Below are 13,000 nucleotides of genomic sequence, written 5' to 3'. Positions count from 1 at the left end.
CCCATTCCGAACCCGGAAGCTAAGCCTCTCAGCGCCGATGGTACTGCCCCGGAGACGGGGTGGGAGAGTAGGACGCCGCCGGACGACCATTCCCGTGCAGGGCCCTCACCACCCGGTGAGGGCCCTGCACGCATTCCCGGACGATGCTGGGGCCGGCGCCGGTCAGCGCCGGGCGCGCGGCTCCGCGGTCGAGGCCCCGACGTTGTCGGCGAACCAGGCGTTGAGGGGCACCAGGTCCCGCCAGGCGGTCCGCACCTCCTCGAGCGCCCGGCGGTCGTGCAGCCAGCCGGTCGGGTCCCAGTGCCGGGCCGCGTGCAGCGACCTGTGCCGCAGCAGGTCGGCGCGGCCGTCGTCGACGTCGAAGCCGGGGGGCAGGCGCACCAGCCGGTCGCCGCCGATCCCCCAGCCGGCGCGGGTGAGCCGGTCGACCTCGGCGCGCAGCCGAGCCCCCTGCACGTCGTCGGCCACGGCGCGGCGGTAGCGGGCCACCTGGTCGGACTCCAGTCGCCAGCACCCGCCCCCGACCAGCAGCCCCCCGGCCGACAGCTGCACGTACCAGGCCCCCGGGCCGCGCCCGTCGACGGTCACCACCGCCCCCTGGCTGGTCTTGTACGGCGTCTTGTCGTGGCCGAAGCGGACGTCGCGGTACGGCCGGAACACCTTCGCGGTGCCGAATTCCGCAGCCAGCTCGTCGACCAGCGCCTGCATCGGGGCGCGCACGCAGCCGTCGTAGGCCGCCTTGTGGCGGGTCCAGTAGGTCTTGCTGTTGTCGGCCTCCAGCCCCTCGTAGAAGACCAGCCCCTCGTCGGGGAACCCCTCGAAGCTCATCGACCCCCGCCCGCCTCCTCCAGCAGCGTGTGCCAGCGGACCTCGCGAAGGGGCGTCCCGCCGGTGTCCAGCGTGCGCACCCAGCCGTCCCGGTCCCAGCCGGCCGACTCGAAGAAGCCGGCCGAGACCACGTCCTGCTCGGGCAGCCACACCTGCAGCCGCGCCGTCCCGTCGGCGCGGGCGAGGTCGGTGACCGCGGCGAGCAGCCGGCTGCCGTGCCCGCGCCGTCCCCACCGGGGCTCGACCAGCAGGGTGGCCACCTCGCTGCTCGGACCGGCCGGGTGCGGGGCCTCGCCGGCGCCGAGCTCCGCCGGGCCGTGCGCGGCGAACCCGACCACGGCGTCCTGCTCGACGGCCACCAGGACACCGTGCCCCGGCGTGGGCGGGCTGGTGACCGCCGCCCGCCAGGTGTCGGCGGCCGTCGCCTCGTCCCAGCCGTCGAGGACCTCGACCGGCAGCACGCTGCGGTAGGCCGTCCGCCAGGTGACCAGCTGCACGCGGGCGATGGCCGCGGCGTCGCCCGGCCGGGCCGGACGCACGGAGACGTCCGCGGTCCCCGACCGGCGGGGGAACGGCGAGGACGGCTGCACGCCAGGGAGCGTAGGCCGGGACGGGCACCCGCCGAGGACGTCGGGGGCCACGGGCAGGATCGGCGCCGTGGGAGCACCCGTCGCCGACCGGCTGCCGGCCGCCCTGGCCCGGCGCATCGCCCTCGCCGCGCAGGGCTTCGCCGACCCGCGGCCGGAGGGCGTCGTCGACGCCCGGGCGCTGCGCCGGCTGGCCGCCCGGCTCGCGGTGCTGCAGATCGACTCCGTCAACGTGCTGTCCCGGGCGCACTACCTGCCGGCCTTCAGCCGGCTGGGCCCCTATCCGCGGGAGGTGCTCGACGACCTCGCCGGCCGCCGCCGCGAGCTGTTCGAGTACTGGGCGCACGAGGCGTCGCTGCTGCCCATCCGGCTGCACCCGCACCTGCGCTGGCGGATGGCCGCCGCCGAGGAGCACGCCTGGGGCTCCATGGTGCGCATCCAGCGGGAGCGGCCCGGCTACGTCGGCGAGGTGCTCGACCGGGTGCGCGAGGCCGGGCCGCTCAAGGCGAGCGACCTGGCCGAGCCGCGCCCCGACCGCTCCGGGAGCATGTGGAACTGGCACGCCGGCAAGGTGGCGCTGGAGTGGCTGTTCTACACCGGCGTGGTCACCACCCGCGGCCGCACGGCCGGGTTCGAGCGGGTCTACGACCTCACCGAGCGGGTGCTGCCCCCGGCCGTCCTGCGGGCACCCACCCCGGAGCCGGCCGACGCCCTCCGCGAGCTGGTGCGCACCGCCTCCCGCGCGCTGGGCGTGGCCACCGAGCGGGACCTGCGCGACTACTTCCGGCTGCGCCCGCCCGCCGCGCGGGCGGCGATCGACGAGCTGGCGGACGCCGGCGAGCTGCTGCCCGTCGAGGTGGCCGGCTGGGGCGCGCCCGCGTGGCTGCACCCGGCGGCGCGCCGTCCCCGCTGGGTGCGCGCCCGGGCGCTGCTGAGCCCCTTCGACTCCCTGGTCTGGGAGCGGCCGCGGGTGGAGCGCCTGTTCGGCTTCCGGTACCGGCTGGAGATCTACACGCCGGCCGCCCGCCGGGTGCACGGCTACTACGTGCTGCCCTTCCTGCTCGGCGACCGGCTGGTCGCCCGGGTCGACCTCAAGGCCGACCGGCAGGCCGGCGTCCTGCGGGTGCAGTCCGCGTTCGCCGAGGACGGCGTGGACCGCGCCGAGGTGGCCGCCGCCCTCGCCGGCGAGCTGGCGCTCATGGCCGGGTGGATGCTGCTCGACGCGGTCGTCGTGGCCGAGCGGGGCGACCTGGCCGCCGACCTCGCCGCCTCCGTCGGCCGCTCATGAGCCGGCCGGTGGGCCGGCCAGCCGGCGGACCACCGCCAGCGCCGCCGGGCTGCCCGGCCAGGCCCGGACCAGCGCGGCGTCCCCGGCCGCCCGCACCACCGAGCGCAGTGCCAGGGCGACGACGACCACGTCGTCGGCGTAGCCGAGCACCGGGACGACGTCGGGCACCAGGTCCACCGGGAGCAGCAGGTAGCCCAGCAGCAGCCACAACCGCACCCGCACGCCGCGCGGCAGGGCCCGGTCGGCGGCCAGCCGGCGCACCAGGCGCACCAGGTCCGGCAGCAGCCGCAGCGCCTCGCCGAGGGTGAGCTCACCCGGCCGCGCCCACCACAGCAGCAGGAGCAGCGCGCCCCACAGCAGGAGCACCCCGGCCCCTCCCGACACCACCAGCTCCGGCCACCCCACGGGCTCCAGTCTGGTCGGTGGCTCGGCCTACCCTGGGCCCGGCAGTCGTACGGCGAGGGGATCGGATCCGGTGGGCACCGACGTGGAACAGGTCGACACGCAGTACGAGGACCTGCTGCGCCGGGTGCTCGAGCAGGGCACCCCCAAGTCCGACCGGACCGGCACCGGCACCGTGAGCCTGTTCGGCGAGCGGCTGCGCTACGACCTGTCCGAGCGGTTCCCGCTGGTCACCACCAAGTCGGTGCACTTCCGGTCGATCGCCTACGAGCTGCTGTGGTTCCTCCGCGGGGACAGCAACGTGCGGTGGCTGCAGCAGAACCGGGTCAGCATCTGGGACGAGTGGGCCTCGCCCGAGGGGGAGCTGGGGCCGGTGTACGGCGTCCAGTGGCGGTCGTGGCCGACGCCGGACGGCCGGCACGTCGACCAGCTCGCCGGCGTCCTGGAGACGCTGCGCACGGACCCGGACTCCCGGCGGATGGTGGTCTCCGCGTGGAACGTGGCGGCCCTGCCGGAGATGGCGCTCGCGCCGTGCCACGCGCTGTTCCAGTTCCACGTCGCCGGCGGGCGGCTGTCCTGCCAGCTGTACCAGCGCAGCGCCGACATGTTCCTCGGGGTGCCGTTCAACATCGCCAGCTACGCGCTGCTCACCCGCATGGTCGCCGCCCAGTCCGGCCTGGCCCCCGGCGACCTCATCTGGGTCGGCGGCGACTGCCACGTCTACAGCAACCACGTCGAGCAGGTCCGCGAGCAGCTCTCCCGCGAGGTGCTGCCCTTCCCGGCGCTGGACCTGGCCCCCGCCCCGTCGCTGTTCGACTACACCTACGAGCACCTCACGCTGCGCGACTACCGGCACCACCCGGCCATCCGCGCCGCGGTGGCGGTCTGAGCGACCGGGTGCTCGGACTGGTCTGGGCGCAGGCCCGCGGCGGGGTGATCGGCGCCGGCGGCCGGCTGCCCTGGCACCTGCCCGAGGACCTCCGCCTGTTCCGTGAGCTCACCACCGGCGGCACCGTCGTCATGGGCCGGCGCACCTGGGAGTCGCTGCCCGCCCGGTCCCGCCCGCTGCCCGGACGGCGCAACGTCGTCCTCACCACCGACCCGGCGTGGGCCGCCGACGGGGCCGAGCGCGCCGGCGGCGTCGGCGAGGTGCTGGCCCGGCGCAACGGCGGCGACCTGTGGGTCATCGGCGGCGGCCGGGTGTACACCGCCTTCCTCCCGCACGCCGACCGGGTGGTGGTCACCGACGTCGACACCGACGCCGACGGCGACACCTGGGCCCCCGGCCTGGGGGCGGGCTGGCTGCGGGTGGTGCGCACCCCCGGGTCGGGCTGGTCGGTCTCGGCCACCGGACTGCGGTACGCGGTGTCGGAGTACCGGCGCGCGCCGGCCGACGCCGACGTGTCGCCGGCCCGAGGTCGGTAGATTCAGGACATGACCAGCGACCCCGCCCGGCCTTTCGGCCGCGTGCTCACGGCGATGGTGACCCCCTTCGCCGAGGACGGCTCGATCGACCTGGCCGGGGCCCAGGAGCTGGCCGCCCACCTGGTCGACCGGCAGGCGCACGACGGGCTGGTCGTGCTCGGCACGACGGGGGAGGCGCCGACCCTCAGCGACGGCGAGCAGTCCGCCGTCCTCGAGGCCGTCCTCGACGCCGTCGGTGACCGGGCCACCGTGGTGGCCGGCGTGGGCACCAACGACACCGCGCACAGCATCGACAACGCGCGCCGCGCCGAGCGGCTGGGCGCGCACGGCCTGCTGGTCGTCACCCCGTACTACAACAAGCCCCCGCAGGCCGGACTGCTGCGGCACTTCACCGCCGTCGCCGACTCCACCGACCTGCCGGTGATGCTCTACGACATCCCGCCGCGCTCGGTCGTGCCCATCGAGGTGGACACCCTGGCCCGGCTGGCCGAGCACCCGCGCATCGTCGCGGTCAAGGACGCCAAGGGCGACCTCGGCGCGGTCATGCAGACGCTGGCCCGCACCGACCTGGCCTACTACAGCGGCGAGGACGTGCTCAACCTGCCGCTGCTGGCGGTCGGCGCCGTGGGCGTCGTGAGCGTCGTCGGCCACCTCACCGGCCCGCGGCTGGCCGAGCTGATCGCCGCCGTGGAGTCCGGCGACCTGGTCAAGGCCCGCGCGGTCAACGAGAGCCTGCTGCCCGTCTACACCGGCGTCTTCCGCACCCAGGGCGTCATCCTGACCAAGGCGGCGCTGCGCGAGCTGGGCCTGCCGGCCGGGCCCGTGCGCCCGCCCCTGGTCGACGCCACCCCCGACCAAGTCGCGCAGCTGCGCGCCGACCTCGCCGACGGAGGCATCCCCCTGTGAGCGCCACCCCGTGACCACCGCGACCACCCAGCCGCACCTGGACCTGCAGGTCCCCCCGCCGCTGCCGGCCGGCGGCCTGCGCGTCATGGCGCTCGGCGGGCTCGGCGAGATCGGCCGCAACATGGCCGTGCTGGAGTTCGACGGCAAGCTGCTGGTCATCGACTGCGGCGTGCTCTTCCCCGAGGCCGAGCAGCCCGGCGTCGACCTCATCCTGCCGGACTTCGGGGTCATCGAGCACCGGCTCGACGACGTCCTCGCCGTCGTCCTCACCCACGGGCACGAGGACCACATCGGCGCCATCCCCTACCTGCTGCGCATGCGCCGCGACCTCCCGCTGGTCGGCTCCCGGTTCACCCTCGCGCTGGTCAAGGCCAAGCTGCGCGAGCACCGGCTGGACCCGGTGCTGGTCGAGGTCGCGGCCAACGACGACCACGTCGCCGGCCCGTTCCACTGCGAGTTCGTCTCGGTCAACCACTCGATCCCCGACGCGCTGGCCGTCGCCGTGCACACGCCGGCCGGGGTCCTGGTGCACACCGGCGACTTCAAGATGGACCAGCTGCCGCTGGACGGCGTCCTCACCGACCTGGGCGCCTTCGCGCGGCTGGGCCTGGAGGGCATCGACCTGCTGCTCGCCGACTCGACCAACGCCGAGATCCCCGGGTTCGTGACGCCGGAGCGGTCCATCGGCCCGGTCCTGGAGGACGTGTTCCGGCGGGCCACCCAGCGGCTGATCGTCTCCAGCTTCGCCAGCCACGTGCACCGCATCCAGCAGGTGCTCGACGCCGCCGAGGTGCACGGCCGCAAGGTCGCGTTCGTCGGCCGCTCGATGGTCCGCAACATGGGCGTGGCCCGTGACCTCGGGCTGCTGCGGGTCGCCCCCGGCCTCATGGTCAGCCTGGACGAGGCGACCAGCATGCCGCCGGAGCAGGTGGTCCTGGTCAGCACCGGCTCGCAGGGCGAGCCGCTGTCCGCGCTGGGGCGGATGGCCCGCGGCGAGCACCACCAGGTGACCATCGAGGCCGGCGACACCATCGTGCTCGCGTCCTCGCTGGTGCCCGGCAACGAGACCGCCGTCTACAAGGTCATCAACGGGCTGGCCCGGCTCGGGGCCACCGTCGTGCACAAGGAGACCGCGCGGGTGCACGTCTCCGGGCACGCGCCGGCCGGGGAGCTGCGCACCCTGCTCAACGTCGCCAAGCCGCACTACCTCATGCCGGTGCACGGCGAGTGGCGGCACCTGCGGGCGCACGCGGCGCTGGCCGAGGAGACCGGCATGTCCGCCGACCGGGTGCTGCTCGCGGAGAACGGCGTGGTCGTCGACCTGGTCGACGGCAAGGCGACGATCGTCGGCTCGGTCCCGGTCGGCGACGTCTACGTCGACGGCCTCAACGTCGGCGACGTGGGGGAGGAGTCGCTGCAGGAGCGCCGCATCCTCGGCGACGAGGGGTTCGTCGCGCTGACCGTCGTCATCGAGCCCTCGACCCGCACCATCGTGCGGCCGGTGCACCTGTCCGCCCGCGGCTTCGCCGACGACCCGGCCGTCTTCGACCCGGCGCTGCAGCTGGTCGAGGAGGCCCTGCGGCGCACGCTGGCCGACGGGGTCACCGACCCGCACCGGCTGTCCCAGGTCATCCGCCGGACGATCGGCAAGTGGGTGTCGGACACCTACCGCCGCCGGCCGATGATCATCCCCACCGTCCTGGAGGTGTGAGCGTCACAGCTCCGAGGTGGCCACGACCGTGCCGTCGGCGGCGAGCACCTCGAAGCCGGTGGCGTCCTCCCGCAGCACCGAGGAGTTGAGGTTGCAGCGCAGCTCCGCCGGGCCGATGCCGAGGAACTGCCCCGCCGGGACCGGCGTGCCGTCCTCGTCGGTGACCACGACCTCGTAGACCGCGCCGGCGGTGAAGCCCTCGCCGACCAGCCGCACCTCGACTCCCCAGGTGTGCGGGATGACGTCGGCGGTCGCCTCGATGCCGGTCGTGGTGACCTCCACGGCGACCGGCTCCAGCGGCGGCTGCGGCGGCACCGGGCGGACCAGCCAGCCGACCCCGAAGCCGGCGGCGGCGATGCCCACGGCGGCGGCCGCGGCCAGCACCCGCCGCGACGGCCCGCGCCGCGCGTCACCCTCGGCGGCGATCCGGGCCAACACCGCGTCCCCGAGGCCGGCCGGTGGCGCCGGCTGCGGCTCGTCGAGCCGGTCGGGGTCCACGCGCGCCAGCCAGGCGGTCAGCGGGGTCAGCTCGGCCAGCTCGGCCCGGCAGGCGGCGCACCCGTCCAGGTGCGCGCGGACGCCGGCCCGCTCCTCCGGCGTCCCGTGCCCGAGGGCGTACCAGCCCAGCTGCTCTCGCACCCTGCGGTGCTCTCCCCGCTCGGTCACGGTTCCACCCCCATCTCCTCCATCGCCAGCCGCAGTGCCTTGAGGCCGTAGAACACCCGGCTGCGCAGCGTCCCGACCGGTATCCCGAACTCGGCGGCCACCTCGGCGTGCGGCCGGCCGCGCAGGTGCGTCTGCACGATGGCGGCCCGGTGCTCCTCCCCGATCCGGCGCAGCGCCTCCTCGACCACCCAGGCGTCCACCAGCGCCTCGTCGATCGCGACGACGGCGGGGGCGTCGGTCTCGGTGACCTCGGTCAGCGTGCGCTGCCACGGCCGCACGGCGAAGCGACGCGCCTCGTCGACGACGACGTTCCGCGCGATCGCGAACAGCCAGGTGCGCAGGCTGGCCAGCTGGGGGTCGTAGGCGCCGGCCGAGCGCCACGCCCGCAGGAACACCTCCTGGACGACGTCCTGCGCGGCCCCGCCGTCCCCGAGCTGGCGCAGTGCGAACCGGTAGAGCTCGGGGCCGTGCGCGGCGTAGGCGGCACGGACGTCGAGCTCCGGCCCGCCCTGCCGCCTGTGGTGGCGCGCCATCCGGCTCCTCCCGTCCTGCTCCCGGTCGGTGGGGGTACGGCCGCGAGGGCGGTCGCGTTCACGCCTCATCCGGTGGTGCGCACCACCTCGACCGGTGCGATGCCCTCCTCCTCCGGCAGGGGGAACCCCCACACCTGGGCGTAGAAGGACAGCTCGGCGTCCAGCGCGGCCCGGATGTTCTCCGCCCGGCGGAACCCGTGCTGCTCGCCGGGGAACAGCAGGTAGGCGTGCGGCACCCCGCGGGCGCGCAGCGCCGCCACGATCGCCTCGGCCTGCGCCGGCGGCACGACGCGGTCCTCGGTGCCCTGGAACACCGCCAACGGGGTGTCGAGCGCGTCGACGTGCGTGAGGGGGGAGCGCCGGGCGTAGACGTCGGCGCCCTCCGGCCACGGCGCGACCAGGGAGTCCAGGTAGCGGGACTCGAACTTGTGCGTCTCGGCGGCCAGCGCGGCCAGGTCGGCCACGCCGTAGTGGCTGGCCCCCGCGGTGAAGACCCCCGGGCGCAGGCACAGCGCGGCCAGCGTCGTGTACCCGCCGGCCGAGCCGCCGCGGATCGCCATCCGCGCCGGGTCCACCCGGCCGGAGTCGGCGAGGGACCGCGCGCAGGCCACCACGTCGTCGAGGTCGACCTCGCCCCAGGCGCCGCGCAGCGCCTCCCGGTAGCGGCGGCCGTAGCCGGTGGAGCCGCGGTGGTCGACGTCGGCGACGCAGAAGCCGCGGGAGGTCCAGTACTGCACACCCAGGTCGAGCACCGCGCTCGCCGCCGACGTCGGCCCGCCGTGCACGACGACCAGCAGGGGCGGCAGCGCGCCCTCCGGTGCGGTCGCCTCCGGGTTGGTGGGCGGGTACACCAGCGCGTGCGCCTGCCCGATGCCGGTGCCGCGCTCGGGCGTCGGGAACGTGACGTGCTCCGGACGGGAGAACCAGGCCGGGCCCACGCCCAGGTCGCGCGGCGCCCGCAGCACCTCCGCCGCGCCGTCGTCCGGGTCCACCCGCAGCACCACCGGCTCGCTCACCGGGCCGCCCGCCACGCACACCACCGACCGGCCGGCCGCGGTCACCTGGCGGTGGGCCGTGTACGGCAGGTCCAGCTCCCGCACGGCGCCGTCGGGGGTCCGCACGGCCAGCCGGTCCGCGCCGCCCCGCGGGTGGGCGAGCACCACCCGGCCGTCGTCGAGGACGGCGAAGCGGCGGGCGCCGAGGACCCACTGCGGCCCGGCGATGTCGGCACCCACGTCGACCACCGCCGCCAGGCCCGCCCCCGGCCGCCACCGGTACAGCGCCCAGGTGTCGGAGCGGTCGGCGCAGCACCACAGCGCCCCGTCGGCGTCCCACGTCGGCTGGACGGCCGACTCGGCCCGGCCGTCGGGGCCGCGGCCGCCGGCGACGACCGTCCCGGTGCCGTCCGGCCCGCGGACGACGAGCTCGGCGGCGTCCCACGGCATGTCGGGGTGCTGCCACTGCAGCCAGGCGAGGGACCGGCCGTCGGGGGAGGGCCGCGGGTCGGAGACGAAGTCCGGCCCGCTGACCAGGACCTCTACCTCGCCGCCGGCCCCGATGCGCACCACCTCGTTGCGCACGTCGGCCGCCGCGCCGCTCGCGGTGTGCGTCTCCCGGACGGCCAGCAGGCCGCCGTCGGCGGTGGGGGTGAGGTCGCCGTACCGGACGCCGGCCGGCAGCTCCGGCTCCGGCGTCACCGCGACCGGCCCGTCCGCGCCGGGGTCCAGCCGGTACAGCCGCTGGTCGGGGGAGTGGGTGAACCACAGGACGCCGCCGGAGACGGCCCAGGCGCCGCCGCCGTACTCGTGCACGCGGGTCCGCGCGTCCCACGGCGCCGGCAGCACGTCGGCGGTGCTGCCGTCGGCCGCGCGCCGGACCACCGCGGAGCGGCCGCCCTCGCCGGGGCGGGACTCCGACCACCAGACGGCGTCGCCGTCCACGGCCACCTCCCCGAGCCGGGCGGCGGCCCGGACCACGAGCTGCGAGGTGACCGGGGTGGGCCAGCTGCCGTGGGGGAGGGGTCCGCGGTCGGGCACGGGTCCGACCGTAGGTCCCGGACACGGGCCCGCGCCTGCCGTCGCCGGGCAGGCGGGGCGTCTACCGTCGGCACATGCCTGCTCGCACGACGACGACCCGCGCCTCGGGCCGCTCGTCCGCGCGCGGACGGGCGGCCTCCGGGTCGACCGCGTCCCGGAAGCGCCCGCCCGCCAAGCGACCCGCCGCCGGCGGCCGCAAGCCCGCCGCCCGCACGCCGGCGTCCGGGCCGGGGCTCTGGGGCGTGGTCAGCGGCGGCTGGTCCCTGCTGGCCCGCGGCGCCGGCGGGCTGGCCCGCTCGGTGGCCCGCCCGGCGGAGGCCGAGCCGCTGGCCCCCGAGCACCGCCGCGACGGCGTCGGCCTGGCCGTGCTCGGCCTGGCCGTCGTCCTCGGCGCGGCCGCCTGGACCGACGGCATCGGCCCGGTCGGCGCCGGGTTCGCCGACGGCGTCCGCTGGGTCGTCGGCTCGCTGGTCGTCGTCCTGCCGGTCGTGCTGTTCGTGGCCGCGCTGCGGCTGCTGCGCCGCGGCCCGCGCCCGGAGGCGCGCGGCCGGCTGGCCATCGGGTGGCTGTGCGCGGTGGTGTCCGTGCTGGGCATCGCCCAGGTCGTCGGCGAGGGTGCCGACCCCGCCGCGGGCCGGCCCGGCTCCGGCGGGCTGGTGGGCTGGGCCGCCGCGACGCCGCTGGTCGCCGGCGTGGGCGCCGTCGTCGCCGTCGTCCTGCTGGTGCTGCTGGCCTTCTTCGGGCTGCTGGTGCTCACCGCCACGCCGGTGCACCAGATCCCCGAACGGCTGCGCGACCTCGGCGACCGGCTGCTCGGCCAGCGGCGGGACGACGAGGACGGCTACGACGACGAGGACTGGTCCGACGACGAGGAGCCGGCGCCCGCGCCACGGATGTCGCGCCGCCGGTCGTCGCTGGACGACCTCATGGACACCGGGCCGGTCCCGGCCGTGCCGGCCATCGACCACGGGGCGCTGGACGAGGCGCCCCTGGCGGTGCTGTCGGAGCCGCCGCCCCCGCCGGTGCCCACCCGCCGGGCCGAGGTCGTGGACCGCACCGCGCCGGCCGAGGAGCTCGAGCCGGTCACCGAGCCCGAGCAGCTGCGCATCGAGCCGGTGGAGGGCCAGTACACGCTGCCCTCCGTCGGCGTGCTGCGGCCCGGGGACCCGCCCAAGAAGAACTCCGCGGCCACCGCGGCCGCGACCGAGGCCATCACCGGGGTGCTCGAGCAGTTCAACGTCGACGCCGCCGTCACCAGCTTCACCCGCGGCCCGACGGTCACCCGCTACGAGATCGAACTGGGCCCGGCGGTCAAGGTCGAGAAGATCACCGCGCTGACCAAGAACATGGCCTATGCGGTGGCCAACGACAACATCCGCATCCTGGCGCCGATCCCCGGCAAGTCCGCCGTCGGCGTCGAGGTGCCCAACACCGACCGCGAGATGGTCAGCCTCGGCGACGTGCTGCGCTCCCAGGTGGCCAAGCAGGACCCGCACCCGATGCTGGTCGGCCTGGGCAAGGACATCGAGGGCGGGTTCGTCTGCGCCAACCTGGCCAAGATGCCGCACCTGCTGGTCGCCGGGGCCACCGGCGCCGGCAAGTCCAGCTGCGTCAACTCGCTGCTGACCTCGCTGCTGCTGCGGTCCACCCCCGACCAGCTGCGGATGATCCTCATCGACCCGAAGATGGTCGAGCTCACGCCGTACGACGGCATCCCGCACCTGATCACGCCGATCATCACCGACCCCAAGAAGGCGGCCACCGCGCTGGCCTGGCTGGTCGAGGAGATGGAGCAGCGGTACCAGGACATGCGGTCCACCGGCGTCCGGCACATCGACGACTTCAACCGCAAGGTGGAGCGCGGCGAGATCGTGGCGCCCCCGGGCAGCGAGCGGGTGTACCGCCCCTACCCCTACATCCTGGCGATCGTCGACGAGCTCGCCGACCTCATGATGGTCGCCCCGCGCGACGTCGAGGAGTCGATCGTCCGGATCACCCAGAAGGCCCGCGCCGCCGGCATCCACCTGGTGCTGGCCACCCAGCGGCCCTCCGTCGACGTCGTCACCGGCCTGATCAAGGCCAACGTGCCCTCCCGGCTGGCGTTCTCCACCTCCAGCCTCACCGACAGCCGGGTCATCCTGGACCAGCCCGGCGCGGAGAAGCTCATCGGCATGGGCGACGCGCTGTTCATGCCCATCGGCCAGGGCAAGCCGATGCGCGTGCAGGGCGCCTACGTCTCCGACGCGGAGATCGAGGCGGTCGTCGAGTTCACCAAGCGGCAGGCCGAGCCGGAGTACCGCGAGGAGGTCTTCAGCGCCGCCGCCGGCGAGCAGAAGGAGATCGACGAGGACATCGGCGGCGACCTGGAGCTCCTGGTCCAGGCCGTCGAGCTGGTGGTCACCAGCCAGTTCGGCTCGACGTCGATGCTGCAGCGCAAGCTGCGGGTCGGCTTCGCCAAGGCCGGCCGGCTGATGGACCTCATGGAGACCCGCGGCGTCGTCGGCCCGTCGGAGGGCTCCAAGGCCCGCGACGTGCTGGTCAAGCCCGACGAGCTGGAGTCGGTGCTGTTCACCCTCCGCGGCAGCGCGTAACCGCCGGTGGCCCCGCTGCGGGGGCAG

12 protein-coding genes and 1 rRNA gene are annotated in these 13,000 nt (G+C 75.8%); 7 read left to right on the top strand and 6 right to left on the bottom strand.

What is annotated here, in order from left to right:
- Window positions 1-84 (top strand): 5S ribosomal RNA (rrf, locus tag CHB98_RS18345); the annotation flags it as partial.
- Between the two features lie 78 nt (window positions 85-162).
- Here rrf and CHB98_RS18340 read toward each other — a convergent pair.
- Window positions 163-828, bottom strand: coding sequence for a DUF2461 domain-containing protein (locus CHB98_RS18340; RefSeq protein WP_089307034.1), 666 nt, complete (start codon window positions 826-828; stop codon window positions 163-165).
- The gene (locus CHB98_RS18335) at window positions 825-1,418 is read right to left on the bottom strand and encodes a GNAT family N-acetyltransferase (protein ID WP_218822423.1); all 594 of its coding nucleotides are present in this window, start codon (window positions 1,416-1,418) and stop codon (window positions 825-827) included. Before CHB98_RS18335 ends, CHB98_RS18340 begins: the two co-directional genes overlap by 4 nt.
- A gap of 67 nt (window positions 1,419-1,485) precedes the next feature.
- Between CHB98_RS18335 and CHB98_RS18330 the strand changes: the two genes are divergently transcribed.
- Window positions 1,486-2,703: a winged helix-turn-helix domain-containing protein gene (locus CHB98_RS18330; protein ID WP_089307032.1), complete on the top strand. Its 1,218-nt coding sequence runs from the start codon at window positions 1,486-1,488 to the stop codon at window positions 2,701-2,703.
- On the opposite strand, the gene CHB98_RS18325 is transcribed toward CHB98_RS18330, so the two are convergent.
- A complete protein-coding gene (locus tag CHB98_RS18325) occupies window positions 2,698-3,108 on the bottom strand; it encodes a DUF1232 domain-containing protein (RefSeq protein WP_089307031.1) in 411 nt (136 codons plus the stop codon). The two genes, CHB98_RS18330 and CHB98_RS18325, sit on opposite strands and share 6 nt — an antisense overlap.
- Window positions 3,109-3,178: 70 nt before the next feature.
- On the opposite strand from CHB98_RS18325, the gene CHB98_RS18320 reads away from it, so the two are divergent.
- Genes CHB98_RS18320 through CHB98_RS18305 form a run of 4 tightly spaced genes read left to right on the top strand, consistent with a single transcriptional unit; the run spans window position 3,179 to window position 7,147 of the window.
- Window positions 3,179-3,994, top strand: coding sequence for a thymidylate synthase (locus CHB98_RS18320; protein WP_425432520.1), 816 nt, complete (start codon window positions 3,179-3,181; stop codon window positions 3,992-3,994).
- Between the two features lie 8 nt (window positions 3,995-4,002).
- Window positions 4,003-4,530 (top strand): dihydrofolate reductase, encoded by a 528-nt coding sequence (locus CHB98_RS18315; protein ID WP_089307030.1) that lies wholly within the window; start codon window positions 4,003-4,005, stop codon window positions 4,528-4,530.
- A gap of 9 nt (window positions 4,531-4,539) precedes the next feature.
- Window positions 4,540-5,436, top strand: coding sequence for a 4-hydroxy-tetrahydrodipicolinate synthase (dapA, locus tag CHB98_RS18310; protein ID WP_089307029.1), 897 nt, complete (start codon window positions 4,540-4,542; stop codon window positions 5,434-5,436).
- 10 nt (window positions 5,437-5,446) lie between these two features.
- Window positions 5,447-7,147 carry a ribonuclease J gene (locus CHB98_RS18305; RefSeq protein WP_089307028.1) on the top strand — a complete coding sequence of 567 codons (1,701 nt, stop codon included), beginning with the start codon at window positions 5,447-5,449 and terminating at the stop codon, window positions 7,145-7,147.
- Window positions 7,148-7,150: 3 nt separating this feature from the next.
- On the opposite strand, the gene CHB98_RS18300 is transcribed toward CHB98_RS18305, so the two are convergent.
- The 3 genes from CHB98_RS18300 to CHB98_RS18290 all read right to left on the bottom strand — a co-directional run bounded on the left by CHB98_RS18300 (window position 7,151) and on the right by CHB98_RS18290 (window position 10,382).
- The gene (locus tag CHB98_RS18300) at window positions 7,151-7,786 is read right to left on the bottom strand and encodes an anti-sigma factor family protein (protein WP_245821379.1); all 636 of its coding nucleotides are present in this window, start codon (window positions 7,784-7,786) and stop codon (window positions 7,151-7,153) included.
- A 23-nt stretch (window positions 7,787-7,809) separates the two neighbouring features.
- Window positions 7,810-8,346 (bottom strand): sigma-70 family RNA polymerase sigma factor, encoded by a 537-nt coding sequence (locus CHB98_RS18295; RefSeq protein ID WP_089307026.1) that lies wholly within the window; start codon window positions 8,344-8,346, stop codon window positions 7,810-7,812.
- A gap of 65 nt (window positions 8,347-8,411) precedes the next feature.
- A complete protein-coding gene (locus tag CHB98_RS18290; protein WP_089307025.1) occupies window positions 8,412-10,382 on the bottom strand; it encodes an alpha/beta hydrolase family protein in 1,971 nt (656 codons plus the stop codon).
- A 74-nt stretch (window positions 10,383-10,456) separates the two neighbouring features.
- On the opposite strand from CHB98_RS18290, the gene CHB98_RS18285 reads away from it, so the two are divergent.
- Window positions 10,457-12,973, top strand: a complete 2,517-nt coding sequence (locus CHB98_RS18285) for a DNA translocase FtsK (protein WP_089307024.1) — start codon at window positions 10,457-10,459, stop codon at window positions 12,971-12,973.
- Window positions 12,974-13,000 lie beyond the last annotated feature (27 nt).

Origin of the sequence: Geodermatophilus pulveris (genome assembly GCF_900188375.1) — a bacterium.
Lineage (GTDB): Bacteria > Actinomycetota > Actinomycetes > Mycobacteriales > Geodermatophilaceae > Geodermatophilus > Geodermatophilus pulveris.
This window is presented reverse-complemented; position numbering and strand designations above follow the sequence as displayed.